This window comes from Streptomyces sp. NPDC046349, assembly GCF_055587885.1.
This window is the reverse complement of record NZ_JBVJFK010000010.1, coordinates 1-17,579: the sequence shown is the minus strand read 5'-3', so window position 1 is coordinate 17,579 and position 17,579 is coordinate 1. Positions and strand designations below refer to the sequence as shown.

Genomic DNA, 17,579 nt, shown 5'->3' with positions numbered 1-17,579 from the left:
GGATGCGGGCATACCGCTGAACCGGCCACCTTCTGAAGGGTTCTCCATGTCCGTTCCTGTTTCCGTTTCCGGGTCCGCAGCCGACGCCGCGGCCGTACCCTTCCCCACCGGCTGGTGCGCCACGGACCTGGGGAGCTTGCGGCCGTGCGCGTACACCTACGAGGTGTACCCCCTGGAGAGCCTGCCGCCGCTGGAGGCCGCGGACCTCGACGGCGGGTTCGGCTGGCTGGGCGGGGCGGGCGGGCCGCGCTCCGAGCACACCGACCATCTCGAGTCCGTGGGACGGGAACTGGCCGAGGCCGGACTGGTGCTCCCCGAGGGCTTCGCCGCCTTCTACGGCAGCGAGCGCCTCTGCCGGGCCTTCGACGAGGTGTCGGTGACGGCCTGCTGGAGCCACCTTTCCGGTCCGCTGCACAGCCCGGTCGAGGAGGGCGCCCGCCTCGTACGGTTCCTGCGCGACCAGCAGGACTGCGTCATCTGGTACCTGTACCTGCGCCCCTCGGGTGAGGCGTTCGTGGTCTTCTCGCACATCGAACTGGAGTCCGCCGGCTGGTGGGCGGAGGGGGAGCCGAACGAGGAGGCCCGGGTCGCGGTGGCCTCCTCGCTGATGCGGTGTGCCGACACCTTCGAGGAGTTCGCGTACCGCTTCGTCGTGGAGAACGAGCTGTGGGGGCAGATGCACTCCGCGGGCGCCGAGAACCCGCTCGCTCCCCGACTTCGGACGTACGCCGACCACTACGCGTCCGCCGCCTCCTGACCCGGCCGGACCCGGCCGCGGGCGGTCTGCCTCGGGCGAGGACGTTCCGGCCGCTGCCGGTACGGGTGTCGGGCACCGCCCGTACCGGCAGCCGCTATCCGTTCTCCGCTCGCCGCCGGCGACCTGGAGGCGAGTCGGCCCCGGTACCGGCCCCATCAGCCTGGACTGTGAACACCAGGTCTCCCATGAGGCCGAACCGTAGAGGCGTCCCGGCCGTCCGGCGGGACCCGTCCCGCCTACGGTGTGCATGCATCGGTCCGGCGGGGAAGGCGCACCGGGGACCCGTACACCCGAGGAGGGACGGACACCATGGCGCGACCGAGGATTGTGGTTGTCGGCGCGGGCTTCGCCGGCGTCGCCTGCGTACGCCGACTGGAGCGGACGCTGTCACCAGGGGAGGCGGAGATCATGCTGGTCACTCCGTTCTCCTACCAGCTCTACCTGCCTCTGCTGCCGCAGGTGGCCTCCGGGGTGCTCACTCCCCAGTCCGTGGCGGTGTCGCTGCGCCGCAGTCGCCGCCACCGGACCAGGATCGTGCCCGGCGGGGCCGTGGGCGTCGACACCCGGGCCAAGGTCTGCGTCGTCCGGAAGATCACAGGGGAGCTGGTGGACCAGCCGTACGACCATCTGGTGCTCGCGCCGGGGAGCGTGACCCGCACCTTCGACATCCCGGGCCTGGCCGAGCACGGCCGGGGCATGAAGACGCTGGCCGAGGCGGCGCACCTGCGCGACCACGTGATCGCCCAGCTCGACCTGGCCGACGCCGCCGCACCGGGCTCCTCGGAACGGGCCTCGCGGCTGGGCTTCGTCGTCATGGGCGGCGGCTACGCGGGCACCGAGACGGCCGCGTCCCTGGAGCGGCTCACCGCCAACGCCGTAGGCCGTTACCCCCGGCTGGAGCGGCGCGAGATCAGCTGGCACCTCGTGGACGTGGCCCCGAAACTGATGCCCGAGCTCGGCGACCGGCTGGGCCGGGCCGCCCTCGACGTGCTGCGCCGCCGCGGAATCGAGGTCTCGCTCGGCGTCTCCGTCGCCAAGGCGGGTCCCGAGGACGTCACCCTCACCGACGGGCGCGTGCTGCCCTGCCGCACCCTCATCTGGACGGCCGGCGTCGCCGCGAGCCCGCTCATCGCCACGCTGGGCGCCGAGACCGCCAAGAGCGGCAGGCTCGTGGTCGCCGCGGACCTGCGGGTGCCGGGAGCGGACGGCGTGTACGCGCTCGGCGATGCGGCCGCGGTGCCCGACCTCGCCGGCGGCGGGGACGGTGCGGTGTGCCCGCCCACCGCACAGCACGCCCAGCGCCAGGGCAGGGTCGCCGCCGACAACGTCGTCGCCGCGCTGCGGGGCACGCCGCTGCGTTCCTACGCCCACAAGGACCTCGGACTGGTCGTGGACCTCGGCGGCCGCGACGGCGTCTCGCGGCCCCTCGGCATCGGCCTGCGCGGAATGCCCGCCCAGGCGGTCGCCCGCGGCTACCACTGGGCGGCCCTGCGCACCGGCGCCGCCAAGACCCGGGTGCTGACGAACTGGCTCCTGAACGCCGTGGCCGGCGACGACTTCGTCCGGACCGGCTTCCAGACGTACAAGCCGGGGACGCTGCGGGACTTCGAGTACACGGACCACTACCTCACCCCGGAGGAGGTCCGGGCCCGCACGGCAACGGCCGCCGCAGGCAGCTGACAGACGGGCGGCCGGAGCCGTTTGCCGCCGGTGCGGGGTGCCGGAGCGCGGTCTCCGGCCACGCCTCCCCGCTCCGGCCGGCAGGACCCTCGGCCCGGCGGTCCTGTCGCCGGCCGGCGCCGCGGCTCGCTGCTCACACAAGAGGGGCGCAGGACCGTGGCGCCGCGTTCGCGTGCGTGACACCCTGGTGACCGTGATCATCAGGGTGAGTGAGGCACACGTACGTCCTGACCGGTTCGAGGCGTTCCGCGACATGATCGTCTCGGCGGTGCGAGAGTTCCCCGGGCGCTATCCGGGGCTCGTGGACCACGAGGTCCTGCTCGCGCCGCCGGACTCCCTGCTGTACGTCAGTCGCTGGCGCAGCGAGGAGGACCTGGTCGACTACGCCGGCGAGCACTGGCGCAGCCGGCCCGTGGTGCTGCCGGGCGAGGACGAGTACCTCGTGGCGCCGCTGCAGGTACGGCACTTCACGCCCGGGTCCCTGGGGCCGGTGAACGCGCCTCGATCGGAACGGTAGTTCGGGGTGGGACGGCCCCGGGCGGACCGGGGGAGGGCTGCCCCGCCCTGGGCTCGGCCGTGTGGCGCATCTACACGCTCGGGGACGGTGCCGGGGCCACCCGGGCCGGGAAGCAGGCCCACAGCGCGACGCCGATGAGGACCACCTGTTCGGGAATCCGGAACCACAGCGGTGTCGCCGGTTCGCCGGCCAACGGGATGTGCTCGACGGCCGCGTGGACGTTGGCCGGGAGCATCAGGACGAACAGCACGGCGAGGCCGAGCCCGGCCGCCGGGCGGGTGGCCTCCCGGACGAGTCCGGCGGCGCCGAGGAGTTCCAGGACGCCCGTCGCGTACACCGCGAGACGGGGCAACGGCACGAACGAGGGGACCATCGCGACCAGGTCGTGGTGACCGGGCATGGGGCCGAGGGCGGACGGGACGAAATGGGCGCTCGCCGTGAACACCAGCATGACGGCGAGGCCGTGGAGCACGGACACCCGCCAGGTCGTGAACCGTCTTGCGCCGAGCGCGCCGAGCAGCCGGAACAGCACGCTGGGAATGGCGATGAGCATGAGTGTGCCGAACATGAGGAGAATCCCTTTCGGTCGGTCGCGTTCAGGCCGTGGTGAGGAACCGGCGGTCGCCTGCGCCGTACGCCGTGCCCGTCACGGTGTGTGGGCATGGCGAATTGCCCCTGCAAGGTGGTGGGCGGCCGAGCCTCGGAACAGAATGGATAATAGCGTTATCCGCTATCTGTTGACGAGGAGTGGGTGGATGAAGGTGTCCGAACTCAGCCGACGCACAGGCGTGCAAGTGCCGCTGATCAAGTACTACTTGCGCGAGGGGCTGCTGCCCCCGGGGCGGGCCACCGGGTCCAACCAGGCCGACTACGGCGAAGACCACGTGCACCGGCTTCGGCTCATCCGCACTCTGATCGGGATCCGCGGCCTGTCGGCCGGCGCGACGAAGGAGATTTTGGATGCGATCACCGCGGATCAGGGCGATCTGCACCAGGTTTTCGGGATCGTGCTCGGCGTACGCCCGACCACCCTGGAGGGCGGCGCGGGCGCGCAGGGACCCGAAGGGGGGCCCGGGGTCGATTCGACGCCGGAGTCGGGGCCGGGGCCGGCCGGTCTGGCCGAGGCGCGCAGGCTGATCGCCGAGATGGGGTGGGACGTCTCCCCGGGCAACCCGGCGGCGCACAGCCTGGCGGAGGTCTTGGCCGCGCTCTTCGACCTCGGCTCGGACATCGACTGGCGCGGCCTGCTGCCGTATGCCCGACTGGCCGACAGCATCGCCGACCTGGACGTGCGTCAGATGAGCGGTGAGCGCGACCTGCTGGCCCAGGCCGAACGGGCCGTTCTGGTCTCGATACTCCTCGAACCCGCGCTGCTGGCCCTCCGCCGCCTGGCCCAGGAGTCGAAGTCGTCCCGGCACTTCGGCGGCGGGTCGGTCGCGCCCTGAGGAGGTTGTCCATTCCGCGTGGGCAGTGGCGTCGGGCCGAGCCCCGGCCGGGGTCTGCCGGGGCGCTGCTCGGCGCCCCGGCAGACCCCGTGGGGCCGGGTGTCTGTTTCCCGGTGATCCGCCGGCTCCGACGGTCGGCTGTGCGGTGTCAGAACGCGTACACCGGGTTCCCGTTCAGGGTCGCGGACATCACGCACGTGTTGGAGAAGGTGTGCTTCCAGGCGACGCGCCTGCCCTGCAGGACGCCGTCCGCAGTGACCGTGACGGGGTCGAAGTACATCGGGCAGGCGCGCGACGTGTCCGGTGCCGCCAGGAGGCGGTTCAGTTCGCCATCGGTGGCGTTGAGGGCGTCGCACGCGGCCCTCGGGGCGGGGTGGGTGCCCTCGGCGGTGTAGCCGCAGCTCAGGGTGGACGCGCGCACGACGGTTTCCGTGTCGGTGGGGGCGCCGGAACCCCGGACGACGGTGAAGACCATCGCGGAGGGGCTGTGCGCCCCGGCGGGTTGTGCCTGCGCGAGGCCCGTGGTGCCTGCAAGGCAGAGGAGGCTGAGGGTGGACACGGCGATGATGTGATGACGCATGACAAATTTCGCCTTCGATCCAAAGTTGACTGTGGTTCACTACCTGTGATCTGACGTGCAACTGCAGACGAGCCTGGCAGGTTCCCAGGGGGGTCGCCAATGGGGGGTCGATTTACGGACACATCGTGCGCATATCGGATCGCCGATGGGTGTCCGCAGCTGGCGAGGCGCGTTGCAGGCTCAGCGCGGCTCGGGAGCCGGGTGCGCCGCCCGCCGCGACGCGCCCCGTTGCTGGTGGCGGCGGTGTGCGGTTCGTCGCATTGCCGTACAGGGTGACGGGATGAATGCGGTCCCACCGCCCCCGAAGCGCAGGCGGGGGCGCGCATCCCTCACCGGCCGGCGGTGACCGAGGAGTTCAGCACGTTCCGCCGGGACACGGCTGGTCGGTCGACGAGGTCCCGGAGCAACTGGCCCTGTCCTGCCGGTACGTGACGGTCCGGGTCGCAGGAGGTCCTCGGGCCCGGTCCCCGTCACCTGTGGGAAGAGCCGTAGGGCTGCAGGAGCTGGTCGACGGGTGCGTAGTCGTCGGTGAGCAGTCGAGCATCACCGATCCACGAGGTGAGGTCGTCACCCGTGGCGATCTTCCAGCTGTTCCCGCGGGTGTCCAGCGCCGCCTGGGTCGCGCGGAGGTCGACCGGTCGGTCGGAGGCGAGCACGACGAGATTGCCTCCCTCGGGCACGGCGGTCGGGTCGAGGCCGATGTCGGACGGCTTGCCGACGACGGCGACGTGCTCGAAAACCTCGCTGAGGGTGGCTACTTCGGCGCGTGCGAAGGCCAGACGGCCGTGATCGATGAGGTTGGCGACGTACAGGCCGTCCTCCTTGAGCACCCGCCGTACGTCGGTCATCGCCTCGACCGTGGTGAGGTGCCACGGCACGCTCACGCCCCCGAAGGCGTCGCCGACGACGAGGTCACGACTGCCGGTCTCCAGCCTCCGCAGGCCGAGCCTGCCGTCCTCGACGCGTACCCCGACTCCGTCTTCCGATCGCACACCCAGTCGGTCGCGGTCGATGCGCACGACCCCGCCGTCGATCTCGGACACGAGGCTTCGCGTCCCGGGCCGGGTGGCCGCGAGGTAGCGGGGAACGGTGAGCCCGCCACCGCCCACGTGGTGGGCGGCCAGCGGCTCACCCTGGGGAAAGGCGGCATCGACCACCGACGCGATGGCCCGCACGTACTCGAACTGGAGGTGGGTCGGGTCGTCGATGTCGACGTAGGAGTGCCGCACGCCGTCCAGGACGAGCGTGCGACCACCGTCCCGCTCGGGATCCGTGACGACCCGCGCGCAGTGGTACCTGGTCTCCGTGTCGCAGCCGCCGGGCGCGACGGTGGTGGCGAGGCCGCCGGCCACGAGTGCGGCGATGAGGGCCGGGGTGCTGCTCCACCCGCGCGTTCGCCACTCGACCAGCGCCGAGCCGACCACCAGCAGCGTCCCGAGGCCGATCAGGATGCCGCTGACCGGCAAGCGCGCGATGAGGACGAAGCCGGTGAGGATCGTGCCCACGATGGCGCCGACGGTGCCTACGCCGGACAGTCGGCCGACAACCGTCCCGGTCTCGGCGAGGTCGGTGAGACGCAACTTGGTCACGATCGGCGTCACCGCGGAGAGCAGCGCGCCCGGCAGGAGGATGGTCAGGGACGCGATCAGCAGGAGCACCGCCGGCGCCCACTCCGCGGTGGTGCGCAGCACGGCAGGAGTGAGCGCCACGGCCGCTCCCGACACCCCGAGCGAGGGGCCGATGAGCCTGCGTGGATCGACCTGGTCGGCGATGCGCCCACCCAGCCAGGAGCCGGCGGCGATCGCGGTGAGGGCGATACCGATCACCATGGTGCTGGTCTCGAGGGTGAGGCCCAGGTAGGGAGCCAGCAGCCGCAGAGCGACGATCTCCACCACCAGGACCGCGGCCGACGACCCGAACACGAGCACGGCAGCGGTGCGGGGCCCCATCCCGCGGTTGCGGGGCGTGCCCTCGGCGACAGGCGAGGAGGACGATCCGGTCACGGGCGACATCCTTGCACGTGGCTCGTCGTCGGCACGGCGAAAGAGTGATTCCGTTGCTCGCGGAGCCCCCGGCGCAGAGGAGCCGTTCGGCGACAGGCGGGTCGCGGGGAGCGGTACGAAGGGGGAGCGCTCGCCCCGCCAGGAGGTGATGAGAGTGCGCGCCATGTCGATCGCGGCCTGACGGTGGCGGGCTCGCGGCGGTGCGCAGCCGCGCGGTGAGCAGGGCCGTCCGGTGCTGTAGGCGGGGGTCCAGGGCCTCGTGGAAGGGGCACGCCCCAATGAAACAACGGAACATTGTTCCATTGGGTCGTGGCATAGGATGACGCCATGTCGGACGACACCCGGACCACCGCACGCCGTCGGCCTGCCGCCCCAGCGGGCCGGCCGTCGGCCGATGACGCTCGTTCGACCCTTCCGTCCGCCGATGGTGCCCTCACGGAGGGGCTGCGGAGTGACGCCGCCTTCCTGGAAGGGGTGTTGACAGCCGTGGTCGGGAGCGGCGGAGCAGGACAGCCCCACGGTGCTTCGGACGAGGACGTCGCCGCTGCCCTGGGCCTGTTCGAGGGCATGCGTACGGCGCTCGACCGGCTGGAGGCGCAAGTCGTCATCGAGGCCCGCCGGCGCGGGATGGAATGGCGGGAGATCGCCGGCCACCAGGGGATGAAGTCGTCCCAGGCCGCTTCGCAGCGCTACCAGCGCCTGGTGACCCGCCTCGAAGAGATCCGCCAGGGCATCCGCTAAGACCAGGCAGGAGACACCCCTTCCATGAGCAGCCAGCCTTCCGACCCCCTCGCCGCGGTCGACGCCCTCCTCGCCGCCGTCGAAGCCGGCCACCTTCTCCCGGCCCCTGCGGAACGAGTCCGTCTGCGTGAAGCGGCCGGCCTGACCCAGGCCGCCGTGGCCCAGGCGCTCGGCGTGCGCATCCCCAGCATCCAGGCGTGGGAAGAAGGACGTGCCGAGCCGAAACCCGAACGCCTCCAGGCCTACCGCCGTCTCCTCGAGGGCCTGGCCCAGCGCTACCCGGCCCCAACCCCCACCCCCGCCTCACCGCCGCTGGACGCCCCGCCTCCGGCCGGCACCGGCCACCCGCCCGCGGCGGCCACGGACACCATCCCGTCCGCCGGAAGGCCCGCCGCCCACACCCCCCGTCGTCGCGCTGCGCACAACGCCGCCGCACCCACCACCGCGGCAGATCCCCGGTTCCCGCACGGCCCGCTCGCCGTCCTCGACGGCGACGGCAGCGCCTACGGCGTCGACGGGATCGTGCTGGAGTGCCCCGCCGCCACCGTCATCGAGCTGGTGGAGTGGACGCTGAAGGAGTCCGGTCTCGGCGCTGCGCGCCTGAACCGCAACGGCAAGGACTCCGACCCGCTGGTCGTGCTCACCGCCTCCGCCGCCGTGAAGCTCGGCCTCCCGGAGCGGTTGGAGGGCCGTGAGGAGCGACGCTCCCTGCGCCTGGCCGACGACCACCCGGTCGTGCAGCAGATCGGGAGGGCGAAGTGGCAGCTCACCCAGCGCGGTTTCGGCCCGTGGGCGCGCGTCTACCGCAAGGCCGAAGGCAGTGCCCGGCAGTGCGTGCAGCTCGCGGTCCTGTCCTGGGACGCTCTCGACACCCGCTCCTGGCCGGGCGTCGCCGCCATGCATCCGGCCGACATCGCCCGTGTCCTCGGCGTCTACGCCCGGCGCGTCATCACCCCGCGCGGCTCCACCGCCGTGTCCGGACTGGAGCTGATGACCGCGCTGCGCCCGCCCACGAAGGCCGTTCAGGTGAACGGGGCGTGGGTGTCGGGCCACAACCCGGGCAGTCTCGGATCGCAGCCCACGGACCCGGCGCCGCCGGAGGCCATCGCCGAACACCCCGTGGTCGTGAACTCCGGTTGGAGCGGGGGTTTCCTGAGCGAGGAGGCCTACCAGTGGGTCCGCGACCCCGCGCTGCTCTCCGACGAGGAGTGCCTGCTGCCGTACGCGGTCGGCCTGGATCTGAACACGGCCTTCCTCGCCGCGTCCGCGCGCCTCACGGTGGGCCTGTCCGGCCCGGACCACTTCCACCGGCCGGTGTTCGACAAGAAGATCCCCGGCTCCTGGCTCGCCGATCTCACCCACATCGAGCTCGACCCCCGCCTGCCCTCGCCGTTCACCCCGGACGGCACCCGGCCGACGGGACCTGCCTGGTACCAGACCCACACCCTCGCCTACGCCCAGGAACTCGGCCACGACATCCACCCCCTCGAGGCCTATCTGCGTCGCGAGACCGGCGCGTACCTCGACCCTTGGCACGACCGGCTGAAGACCGCCTACCTGGACACCCTCGCCGACCTCGGCGTCACCGCCGACCTCACCGACGCCGACTTCCTCGAGGCCATGGAGGTCCACCAGCAGGCCGACCCGGCGATGGCCGCCGTCCTCGCTGCGATCAAAGCCACGGTCAAGGGCGGTATCGGCAAGCTCCGCGAACGCCCCCAGGGCCGCAGCTACCGCGACGGCGACCCCTGGCCCGCCATGCAGCGCCCGACATGGCGTCCCGACATCCGGGCCGCCGTCATCTCCAAGGCCCGCGTCAACATGCACCGCAAGCTCGCCAACATGGTGAAGCTGACCGGTCTCTACCCCCTCGCGGTCCTCTCCGACTGCGTCGTCTACTCCAGCCCCGGGCCGTCGCCGCTGGACTTCTTGCCCTACGACGCGTCGGGCAAGCCGCTGATGGGCGGCTTCCGCCTCGGCCCCACCCCCGGTCTGGCCAAGCTGGAAGGGGTCCAGGAGATGTCCTGGGCGGTCGACCTGATGGAGAAGGGCCTCAACCCCGCCCGCCACATCAAGGGCGGCGATGCCGTCCTCGACGACGGCGAATAGAGCCGGCCGCCGCTCGGGCAGCATGACCGAGACCCCCTCGCCGAGGAGCTGAACCGCTGTGGGAGAGATCGAGGACGCCATCGTCCGCGCAGACCAGGAGGCCTTCACCAAGCAGCCCCCCAAGACCCTCAAGGGCAGGATCAACTTCCTGCTCAAGCGGCTCAAGACGACCAAGGCCGTCGCCGCGGAGCTGGGAGTCAGCCAGCGGTCGGTGGAGCGCTACCGCAAGGGCGACCGGAAGACGCCGCCCAGGCCTGTCGCGGACCGCATCGACACGGCCGTACGCGCCCGCTGGCAGCCCGTGGTCCGCGGTCGCCGCCGCAAGGAGGCCGCCACCAGCACCGGGATCACGGTCGAGACCCGTGCCCGCTTCGGCTACACGGCCCCCGTCGGCACCACCGACGACGGCCGGGTCCGCCGCCTCACCGTGCACCTTCCCGCCGCATACGCCCAGCGCCTGTTCGACGCCCGCGCCCGGGGCGCCGACGACCGCGAACTGCGCGCGATCGTCGCCGAGGGACTGCAGGAGATCTACTTCAAGGACGGTGGAACGCGGGCCGACCAGCTCCGGGTCGAGTTCACCGACATCGACTACTTCGACGTCTCCTTCTGACCTCCCGCCGCCGCGACGGCCAGCAGGCGGAACCGCGCCGGAAGTTCGTCCTCTCGACTCTTGACGGCCTCTGCGATCTGCCCGGCGCCCCGGGCGGGGGTCAGGTGCGCGGTGTCGGCGACCTCGGCCTCTGCGTACAGCCAGGTGCGGGCCGCCCCGGCGTCGGCGTCGGCGCCGGCGTCCGCGTCGGCATGGCCGTGGCGCGGGCCCTGGGCATCGTCGCGGCAGACAGGCACGCACGCCGCGGGCACCCGCACCCCCCGCCGCGAACCGGCAGCCCCTGCGCTCCCGGGGGGCGTAGTTCACCGTCCGTCCGGGCCACCGAGCGGCGCGGTGAACCGAGGCCGCCAGCCTGCCCCCGTCCGCTCGACCACCTGGACCGCCGCCGCACGGGTGTGCAGCGGCAGCAGACGCCCGACCGCATCGCGGACGCAGGCGGCTACCGCCGGGTCGTCCGCGCCCATGGCGACCGTGACATGCGCGGCGGGCCGCGTCCCGAAGCGGCCGACGTACGGGCGCAGCCCGGACCACTGGGCGCGGAACGCATCGACGACCGGCTGGAGTCGCGGCACGGAGACGGCGATGAAACCGGACGCCGTCACGACGTCCTCCAGGAGCAGATCGGCTGCCGGAAAACGTGCCGCCAGGGAACGGAGGTCGTTCTCGTCCTGACCGGTCAGCGCCGATTGCGGCAGGAAGGGGTAGAGGAGCGAGACGTGCGCCGGCACCCCGAACCGCACCAGGGTTGGATCGACACGCCGTGCCGCATCGAGGAGTGGGGCGGCGTCGGGCAGAACGATGACGACGGCGGTGGTCCCTGGCTCTGGCATTGCATCATCGTCGCAGGTCAGGTGTGGGACCCGCGCTGTCGGAGCGGCGCGTGTGCCGTCCCTCGGTCCTGGGCGGGGATGTCCAGGGCGGTCCCGTACAGGCGGGTGACCCGGAGCAGGATGGTCACGCGCCGGTCGGGGAGCGGCTGCTCGCCGGGGGCCGCCCCGTCGGCCGGGTCCGCTATGTCGACTTCTCCTTCGGCGACGGCGAACGACCATACGTTCGGGCCGCTGACGTGCAGTGAGGCGTGCGGGTCGCGGCGCAGCTGGCGGACCTTGAGGCGGTCGGCGGTGGAGGAGACCCGGAGTACGCGTTCCCCTGCGTCCCAGTCGTACAGGACGGTGGACAGGTGCGGGTGGCCGGTGCTCCTGACGCTCGCGAGCACCCCGAACTGCTGCCGGCTCAACAGCTGGGAGAGCTCCTGGTCGGTGAGCCTGCGGGGGGACGGGCCGTCGTTCGGGGTGGTGGCGGTGCCGGCGTCGGGGCCGGTGGCGGTGGTGGTGTGCTCGCTCATGGGGATCAGCCTCGGTGGTCGGAGTGGGACGGGGGTGGGGCGGCCTGGAGGGCGGGCAAGACGGCTTGAGGAGTGCAGCGCACGCCCCTGCGGTCGACCGACGCACAACAAGTACCGTAGCAGATGGTTTTGTTGTAGACGATATTGGGGTGGCGCCCCGACGATGCGCAACCGCTACGCTCCGCGGCCCGCTTGGGCCTGTTGTCACAGTCGGCGGCTACCTTGCAGCTCGGCACACGGTCACAGCGGGGCGCAGGAGCAGGGAGCGGCAATGGTCGTCGAGGTGGGGTACGCGCGGGCGTGGGACTTGGAGGCCCGTGCGCCGTGGCGGCCGATGTCCGCCGGGCAGGCCCGGGAGCGGGATGCCGCCGGACTTCCGTACGTGGTGGTGTACCGGGAGCCGGGCCGGGAGGCTCCGCTGGAGGTCCGGCTCGTCTCGTGGCGGGACCACTACGTCGGGCTGTGCGTGTACAACGCCCAGGGCCGCCGTACCCACGACGTGGACATGCGGCTGCTGGACGAGCCGTCACGGCTGCTGCGCCGACACACCGTCAGCCGGCACTGCACCGGCCCGGAAATGCCGGAGTCCGACGAGGAGTGCCCGCGCGTGGGGATGCCCGAGCTGCTCCCGGAGCTGGACGGAGCCACCGCCGATGCCTGAGACGACATACGTGACCTTCGAGGAGTCCTGGGACGCGGCGGCCCGTACCGGTGTTCGCGCCCTGTCCCGCGAGGAGGCGCGCGCCCGGGATGCCGCCGGCCTTCCGTACGCGGTGGTCTACCGCGTGACGGGTCGCGAAGTCCCCCTCGGGGCGCGGATGGTGGCATGGCGGGCGGGCCTTGTGGATGCCTGGGCGTACGACGAGCACGGCCGCCGGACCGCCGAGGCCGAGCTGCGGCTGCGGGACGACGAGGGCCGGCTGTTGGTCCGGCGCCTGTTCGTGCGGCGGTATCCGGACGCGCGGACGGGGGAGTTCGACGTGCACTGCCCCCGGACGGCGGTGGACCTCTCGGCCGACGGTACCGCGCGCATCTCGCACCAGCCCGAAGGCATGCGGGGCGCCTCCCTGGAGGTCGACGTGGCGGTTGCCGAGGAGCACCTGTGGACGGCCCGCCCAGGCTTCGACGACTGGCCGGGGCTCCCGGTGGCGGACTCGCTCCCGGACTGGGTCGCCGCACAGCTGGATCCTGCGGCGCCCGGTTGGCGCAGCGAGCCCTCCCGGCTGCTCGGGTCCATCGACTTCGACCGGGTCCACCGGCCCGGCATCCGCCTTCCCGGGCTGACGGTTCTCGATCCGGTCCCGTGCGGCAGCGTGCGCGTGCCGAGCGGGGTGTTGGCGGTCGCCTGCCCGCAGAGCTGGGGGGAGGAGCCGGACATCACGGTGGTCGTGCCTCCCGGTACGTACCCGGTGAAGGCGGCCCTGGTCGAGGTGGCGGACAGGGGATACGGGTCCTACGAGGAGGTCGCGGCCGTCCGGCTGCAGATCTGCGATGCCCCCGTGGCGGCCTGGGAGATGGCGCTCGGGCCGGGGGACGACACGCTCCGGCTCCGGGCGGGAGAGGCCTTCGGCTTCGGGACGGACGGGGCGACGGGCGCTTTCGGTGACGCCGGGGTCTGGCAGGACCTGCGGGACCGGCTCGAGCGGGCGAACCGGCAGGGTTCCCCGGAGGCCGACGGGCTCACCGGTTCCGCAGCCGGGATGCACCTCGACGGCGGCAGCCTGGGCGCGGACCTGGCGGTCTTCTGCACCGCCGGCGACGGCGTCCACCCGGTGTGGGTGGGCCGGTCCGCCTCCGGAGAGGTGGTCTGCGTCGACGTCCAGACGGCCTTCGACCTGAACCTCGAGGCCTGAGCCCGGCCGGCGGCCCCGCATGACAGACGCGGTCGAGACCCGGCGGGCTCGGCCGTCCCTGACCGGCCCCTGACCGGCCCCTGACCGGTCGCGGGGGCGCCTGCGGGGGCGGCGGGTTCGCGTCCACGGCGTCCCGACCGCCGCATCGCCCCCTCTTTTCGTCCTCTTGACGATATGACGGGGGTCCTTTATCGTCGCACTGACGAAATGAAGGGGGTCCGTCATGGCCGACATCACCCGGCGCTTCGGCTGGCGCCATCTGCGCTCCGCGCCCACCACCCACATCCGCCACCACCGGCGCGGGCGACTCGTCCATGACGGGCGGGGGCTCAGCTTCTGGTACCGCTCGCTGTCGGCGGCGCTGTCCGAAGTGCCGGTCGACGACCGGGAGCTGGCCATGGCCTTCCACGCCCGCACGTCCGACTTCCAGGACGTCGCCGTGCAGGCCACCGTCACCTACCGCATCAGTGACCCGGCCGAAGCCGCGGCCCGACTCGACTTCTCCGTGGACCCGGACACCGGGAGCTGGCGCGGGTCGCCCCTGGAGCAGATCGCCACTCTCCTCACCGAGACCGCGCAACAGCACGCGCTGGACGTACTGGCCCGGACCCCGCTGGCCGTCGCCCTCGTGGACGGCGTCTCCTCCGTGCGGACGAGCGTCGCCGACGGTCTCGCCGCCGAGCCCAGGCTCCCGGCCACCGGCATCGACGTCGTGGCCGTGCGGGTCGTGGCGATCCGCCCCGAGGCCGAGGTGGAGCGTGCCCTGCGCACCCCGGCCCGCGAGCAGATCCAGCAGGAGGCGGACCGAGCCACCTACGAGCGGCGGGCCGTCGCCGTCGAGCGCGAGCGCGCCATCGCCGAGAACGAGCTGGCCAGTCAGATCGAACTGGCCAGGCGCGAGGAGCAGCTCATCGACCAGCGCGGCACCAACGCCCGCCGCGAGGCCGAGGAGAAGGCGGCCGCGGACGGCATCCGGACCGAGACGGAGGCGGCCCGCAAGGTCCGTCTGGCCCGCGCGGACGCCGAGGCGGAGCGTGAGACGGGCGCGGCACGCGCCGAGGCCCAGGCCGCCTGGCTGCGCGTGCACGACGAAGCCGGCACGGGTACGTTGCACGCCCTGGCGGCGACCCGGCTCGCGGAGAACCTGCCGCGCATCGAGAGCATCACGCTCTCTCCCGACGTCCTCACCGGCCTCCTCACCAGGCTCGGACGTCAGGAAGGCGGCGCAGGGACATGAGCCTGGCCCCGCGGGCGGTGCTCGTGCACCGCAGGACCGAGTACGAGGAACTGCTCGCCCGGCACGGGACGCACGGGCAAGCCTCGTTCTTCCTCTCGAGCCGCGGCCGGTCGATCGACGAGGTGCTCCGCCGTCACGAGCGCACGCGGCACGCGCTGCGGGAGGTGGCGGCGGCCGTACCGCTCACCTGGCGCACCTCCCGGGTGGAGCGGGCCGACCTGGACCGCTTCCTGTTCGCCCCGGAGGACGTGGTGGTCGTGGTCGGCCAGGACGGGCTGGTCGCCAACACCGCGAAGTACCTGGACGGACAGCCTGTGGTGGGCGTCGACACCGACCCCGGGCGTAACCCGGGGGTCCTGGTCCGTCACCGCTGCACCGACGCGGCCGCCCTGCTGCGCGCGGCGACCACCGCCGGGAGCCGGAGGGAGGAGCTGACCATGGTCGAGGCCATCGCCGACGACAGCCAGCGCCTTCTCGCCCTGAACGAGATCTACCTGGGCTCGCCCGGCCACCAGACGGCCCGCTACCGCCTCGGCTCCGACGGCGACGCGGACCCGGGCGAGGCCCAGGCGTCCTCCGGGGTGCTGGTGGGCACCGGCACGGGCGCCACCGGCTGGCTGCGTTCCCTCTGGTTGGAGCGCGGCAGCGCCGCGGACCTGCCCGCGCCCTGCGAGCGGCGGCTCCTGTGGTTCGTACGGGAAGCCTGGCCCTCACCGACATCCGGAACGACCAAGGTCGCCGGTGAGCTGGGGCGGGGGCAGGGGCTGCAGCTGACCGTGGAGTCGGACCGGATCGTGGTGTTCGGTGACGGGATGGAAGGCGACGCCCTGGAGCTGACCTGGGGTCAGAGCGTACGGCTGGGCATCGCCGGAACGTCGCTGCACCTGGTGACGTAGGAGCGTTGCCCGAGGGCAGCACCGGCCCGGCCGCCGTCGCCGCCGCGGACCCGCGGGCCCGCCGGCCGGAGACGCCGCACCCGGCCGCTTCCATCTCGCCGTCGAGGCCTCAGGCCCGGCTCACGCGGGCAGGGTGGCGAGCTGCGCGGCCAGGGCCGCGGCCGGTGGGAAGGTGGCGCCCACGGCCGTGACGTGTTTCCAGTGCAGGCGGCCGCCCGCGTCGAGGATGAACACCGAACGCCTCAGCCCGATGAGGGGCATGGTGATGCCCAAGGACCGTGCCACGGCCCGGTCCCCGTCGGACAGGAGCGGCATCCGCAACTGCCTGGCCCGCGCGAACCGCTCGTGGCTGTCGACGTCTTGGGCGCTGATCCCCCACACCACCGCCCCCGCGGACTGCAGCTGCTCCAGTCCGTCGGAGTAGGAGCACAGCTGTGCGGTGCAGACGGGAGTGTCGTCGCCCGGGTAGAAGGCGAGGACCACGGGGTTGCCCCGCTGCTCGCCCAGGCTGTAGTCACCCCGGTGCCACGTCTCTCCGGTGAGCTGTCCGCCGGGCAGGTGGAATTCGCCGAGGACGTCACCGACCTTCGGGGTACCGGGCATGCGCGCTCCTTCTGTGTTCCTGCTGCCGCCGGTCGTGGGACTCGGCGACCTCACGGTGGGTCGGATGGGTCCGAACGGTTCTTCGAAGCGGACGTGCGTGCATGGGAGGGTACTTCGTCCCGCAGGCGCCCGCTCGCTCCACGCGGATGTATCCGCCCGCCAGGACCCGGCCGCGGCCCGGGTCGTTCGGTTCCTCGTCGGCCGTGCGGGCCTCTGGACGGCCGGGGCAACCTCTGCCCGCGGGACAGCCGTTCCGGTGACAGGCCAATCCGCCTGCCGGGTGTCGCCGAATGCCCGTCGTGAGCAGCTTCCGCACCACCCTCACCCGGGCCGGCCTCGGGGCACTGTCCGGCCTGCTGGCGGGTGTCACCGCGCTGGCGGTGGCCGAGCTGACCGCCGCCCTGGTACGGCCGGCGGCCGGACCGGTGACGGTGGTCGGGGGAGCGGTCATCGACCGGACCCCGGCCGCGGTGAAGGACTTCGCGATCCGCACCTTCGCGGAGAACGACAAACTCGTCCTCCGCCTCGGCATCCTCGTCCTGCTGGTTCTGTTCGCGATCGCTCTGGGCATTCTCGCTGTCCGCTACCGGCGTGTCGCGGCGGCCGGCGTGCTGGTGTTCGGGGTCATCGGCGCGGCCGCCGCCCTGGGCCGCCCCGACGCCGCCGGAACCGCGGACGCCCTGCCCTCCGTGGCGGGCGCGGTGGCAGGCGCTGTGGTGCTCCACCTCCTGGCGGGCAGGGCCGACACCACCGGCTCGCCGAACCGAGCCGACCGCCGCGGGCCCGGCCCGAGCCGGCGGGGCTTCCTCAACGCCGCTGCCGCCACCGCGGCCGTGGCGGCCACCGCCGGAGCGCTGGGCCAGGTGCTGTCCGCGCAGCGTGGGCAGGGAGCCGTCACGTCGCGCAACGCCCTCCGCCTGCCCGCCCCCGCCTCTCCCGCTCCCGAGGTCCCGGCCGGCGCCCAGCTGAAGGAGCCCGGCCTCAGCGCTTTCATCACGCCCAACCGTGATTTCTACCGTGTCGACACGGCGCTCTCCGTTCCGATGGTCGACGCCGGAACGTGGCGGCTGCGCCTTCACGGCCGGGGTGTCGCCGGGCCCCGTATCCACACCCTCGACGAGCTCCTGGCCCGCCCGCTCATCGAACGGGACATCACCGTGACGTGTGTGTCGAACGAGGTCGGCGGCCCCTACCTGGGCA

The 17,579-nt window shown here is 72.8% G+C and carries 19 protein-coding genes; 12 read left to right on the top strand and 7 right to left on the bottom strand.

Annotated elements, in window-relative coordinates:
- Positions 1-46 precede the first annotated feature (46 nt).
- From ACZ6JS_RS23430 to ACZ6JS_RS23420, 3 genes are all read left to right on the top strand, one after another.
- Complete coding sequence (locus ACZ6JS_RS23430; RefSeq protein ID WP_469300588.1) at positions 47-757, top strand: hypothetical protein; 711 nt, start codon at positions 47-49, stop codon at positions 755-757.
- Between the two features lie 309 nt (positions 758-1,066).
- Entirely contained in the window at positions 1,067-2,437 is a 1,371-nt protein-coding gene (locus tag ACZ6JS_RS23425; RefSeq protein ID WP_469300586.1) for an NAD(P)/FAD-dependent oxidoreductase, read from the top strand.
- A gap of 193 nt (positions 2,438-2,630) precedes the next feature.
- A complete protein-coding gene (locus ACZ6JS_RS23420; protein WP_469300585.1) occupies positions 2,631-2,954 on the top strand; it encodes an antibiotic biosynthesis monooxygenase in 324 nt (107 codons plus the stop codon).
- Positions 2,955-3,024: 70 nt separating this feature from the next.
- Here the strand turns inward: ACZ6JS_RS23420 and ACZ6JS_RS23415 are convergent, their stop codons facing one another.
- On the bottom strand, positions 3,025-3,522 hold the full coding sequence (locus ACZ6JS_RS23415) for a DoxX family protein (protein WP_469300583.1): 498 nt from the start codon (positions 3,520-3,522) through the stop codon (positions 3,025-3,027).
- Between the two features lie 187 nt (positions 3,523-3,709).
- Between ACZ6JS_RS23415 and ACZ6JS_RS23410 the strand changes: the two genes are divergently transcribed.
- A complete protein-coding gene (locus ACZ6JS_RS23410; protein ID WP_469300582.1) occupies positions 3,710-4,399 on the top strand; it encodes a MerR family transcriptional regulator in 690 nt (229 codons plus the stop codon).
- 148 nt (positions 4,400-4,547) lie between these two features.
- On the opposite strand, the gene ACZ6JS_RS23405 is transcribed toward ACZ6JS_RS23410, so the two are convergent.
- Positions 4,548-4,979: a subtilase-type protease inhibitor gene (locus ACZ6JS_RS23405; RefSeq protein WP_469300580.1), complete on the bottom strand. Its 432-nt coding sequence runs from the start codon at positions 4,977-4,979 to the stop codon at positions 4,548-4,550.
- A 470-nt stretch (positions 4,980-5,449) separates the two neighbouring features.
- Positions 5,450-6,991, bottom strand: a complete 1,542-nt coding sequence (locus ACZ6JS_RS23400; RefSeq protein ID WP_469300579.1) for a fused MFS/spermidine synthase — start codon at positions 6,989-6,991, stop codon at positions 5,450-5,452.
- Between the two features lie 468 nt (positions 6,992-7,459).
- On the opposite strand from ACZ6JS_RS23400, the gene ACZ6JS_RS23395 reads away from it, so the two are divergent.
- Genes ACZ6JS_RS23395 through tpg form a run of 3 tightly spaced genes read left to right on the top strand, consistent with a single transcriptional unit; the run spans position 7,460 to position 10,445 of the window.
- Positions 7,460-7,723, top strand: a complete 264-nt coding sequence (locus ACZ6JS_RS23395; protein ID WP_469300577.1) for a hypothetical protein — start codon at positions 7,460-7,462, stop codon at positions 7,721-7,723.
- Positions 7,724-7,747: 24 nt separating this feature from the next.
- Positions 7,748-9,832 (top strand): telomere-associated protein Tap, encoded by a 2,085-nt coding sequence (gene tap / locus ACZ6JS_RS23390; protein WP_469300575.1) that lies wholly within the window; start codon positions 7,748-7,750, stop codon positions 9,830-9,832.
- Between the two features lie 58 nt (positions 9,833-9,890).
- Entirely contained in the window at positions 9,891-10,445 is a 555-nt protein-coding gene (gene tpg / locus ACZ6JS_RS23385) for a telomere-protecting terminal protein Tpg (RefSeq protein WP_469300573.1), read from the top strand.
- On the opposite strand, the gene ACZ6JS_RS23380 is transcribed toward tpg, so the two are convergent.
- The 3 genes from ACZ6JS_RS23380 to ACZ6JS_RS23370 all read right to left on the bottom strand — a co-directional run bounded on the left by ACZ6JS_RS23380 (position 10,424) and on the right by ACZ6JS_RS23370 (position 11,790).
- The gene (locus tag ACZ6JS_RS23380) at positions 10,424-10,681 is read right to left on the bottom strand and encodes a hypothetical protein (protein ID WP_469300572.1); all 258 of its coding nucleotides are present in this window, start codon (positions 10,679-10,681) and stop codon (positions 10,424-10,426) included. The genes tpg and ACZ6JS_RS23380 overlap by 22 nt on opposite strands.
- Positions 10,682-10,747: 66 nt before the next feature.
- Positions 10,748-11,275 carry a 2'-5' RNA ligase family protein gene (locus ACZ6JS_RS23375; protein ID WP_469300570.1) on the bottom strand — a complete coding sequence of 176 codons (528 nt, stop codon included), beginning with the start codon at positions 11,273-11,275 and terminating at the stop codon, positions 10,748-10,750.
- A 17-nt stretch (positions 11,276-11,292) separates the two neighbouring features.
- Positions 11,293-11,790, bottom strand: a complete 498-nt coding sequence (locus ACZ6JS_RS23370; protein WP_469300568.1) for a pyridoxamine 5'-phosphate oxidase family protein — start codon at positions 11,788-11,790, stop codon at positions 11,293-11,295.
- A gap of 271 nt (positions 11,791-12,061) precedes the next feature.
- Here ACZ6JS_RS23370 and ACZ6JS_RS23365 point away from each other — a divergent pair, with 271 nt between their 5' ends.
- The 4 genes from ACZ6JS_RS23365 (at position 12,062) to ACZ6JS_RS23350 (ending at position 15,776) form a co-directional block, all read left to right on the top strand.
- Positions 12,062-12,451 carry a hypothetical protein gene (locus ACZ6JS_RS23365; protein WP_469300566.1) on the top strand — a complete coding sequence of 130 codons (390 nt, stop codon included), beginning with the start codon at positions 12,062-12,064 and terminating at the stop codon, positions 12,449-12,451.
- Complete coding sequence (locus tag ACZ6JS_RS23360) at positions 12,444-13,643, top strand: DUF4241 domain-containing protein (protein WP_469300564.1); 1,200 nt, start codon at positions 12,444-12,446, stop codon at positions 13,641-13,643. The genes ACZ6JS_RS23365 and ACZ6JS_RS23360 overlap by 8 nt, the downstream gene beginning before the upstream one ends.
- Positions 13,644-13,866: 223 nt before the next feature.
- Positions 13,867-14,880 (top strand): SPFH domain-containing protein, encoded by a 1,014-nt coding sequence (locus tag ACZ6JS_RS23355; protein ID WP_469300562.1) that lies wholly within the window; start codon positions 13,867-13,869, stop codon positions 14,878-14,880.
- Positions 14,877-15,776 (top strand): hypothetical protein, encoded by a 900-nt coding sequence (locus ACZ6JS_RS23350; RefSeq protein ID WP_469300560.1) that lies wholly within the window; start codon positions 14,877-14,879, stop codon positions 15,774-15,776. Before ACZ6JS_RS23355 ends, ACZ6JS_RS23350 begins: the two co-directional genes overlap by 4 nt.
- A 120-nt stretch (positions 15,777-15,896) precedes the next feature.
- Here ACZ6JS_RS23350 and ACZ6JS_RS23345 read toward each other — a convergent pair whose 3' ends face one another.
- A complete protein-coding gene (locus tag ACZ6JS_RS23345) occupies positions 15,897-16,379 on the bottom strand; it encodes a peroxiredoxin (protein ID WP_469300558.1) in 483 nt (160 codons plus the stop codon).
- A 290-nt stretch (positions 16,380-16,669) separates the two neighbouring features.
- Between ACZ6JS_RS23345 and ACZ6JS_RS23340 the strand changes: the two genes are divergently transcribed.
- Positions 16,670-17,579 (top strand): molybdopterin-dependent oxidoreductase (locus ACZ6JS_RS23340; protein WP_469300557.1); only part of this gene is annotated, 910 nt, incomplete at its 3' end.

Coding starts and splice junctions, on each gene's coding strand:
- ACZ6JS_RS23430 (WP_469300588.1), top strand. CDS start 47: ATGTCCGTTCCTGTTTCCGTTTCCGGGTCCGCAGCCGACGCCGCGGCC.
- ACZ6JS_RS23425 (WP_469300586.1), top strand. CDS start 1,067: ATGGCGCGACCGAGGATTGTGGTTGTCGGCGCGGGCTTCGCCGGCGTC.
- ACZ6JS_RS23415 (WP_469300583.1), bottom strand. CDS start 3,522: ATGTTCGGCACACTCATGCTCATCGCCATTCCCAGCGTGCTGTTCCGG.
- ACZ6JS_RS23410 (WP_469300582.1), top strand. CDS start 3,710: ATGAAGGTGTCCGAACTCAGCCGACGCACAGGCGTGCAAGTGCCGCTG.
- ACZ6JS_RS23405 (WP_469300580.1), bottom strand. CDS start 4,979: ATGCGTCATCACATCATCGCCGTGTCCACCCTCAGCCTCCTCTGCCTT.
- ACZ6JS_RS23400 (WP_469300579.1), bottom strand. CDS start 6,991: ATGTCGCCCGTGACCGGATCGTCCTCCTCGCCTGTCGCCGAGGGCACG.
- tap (WP_469300575.1), top strand. CDS start 7,748: ATGAGCAGCCAGCCTTCCGACCCCCTCGCCGCGGTCGACGCCCTCCTC.
- ACZ6JS_RS23375 (WP_469300570.1), bottom strand. CDS start 11,275: ATGCCAGAGCCAGGGACCACCGCCGTCGTCATCGTTCTGCCCGACGCC.
- ACZ6JS_RS23370 (WP_469300568.1), bottom strand. CDS start 11,790: ATGAGCGAGCACACCACCACCGCCACCGGCCCCGACGCCGGCACCGCC.
- ACZ6JS_RS23365 (WP_469300566.1), top strand. CDS start 12,062: ATGGTCGTCGAGGTGGGGTACGCGCGGGCGTGGGACTTGGAGGCCCGT.
- ACZ6JS_RS23360 (WP_469300564.1), top strand. CDS start 12,444: ATGCCTGAGACGACATACGTGACCTTCGAGGAGTCCTGGGACGCGGCG.
- ACZ6JS_RS23355 (WP_469300562.1), top strand. CDS start 13,867: ATGGCCGACATCACCCGGCGCTTCGGCTGGCGCCATCTGCGCTCCGCG.
- ACZ6JS_RS23350 (WP_469300560.1), top strand. CDS start 14,877: ATGAGCCTGGCCCCGCGGGCGGTGCTCGTGCACCGCAGGACCGAGTAC.
- ACZ6JS_RS23345 (WP_469300558.1), bottom strand. CDS start 16,379: ATGCCCGGTACCCCGAAGGTCGGTGACGTCCTCGGCGAATTCCACCTG.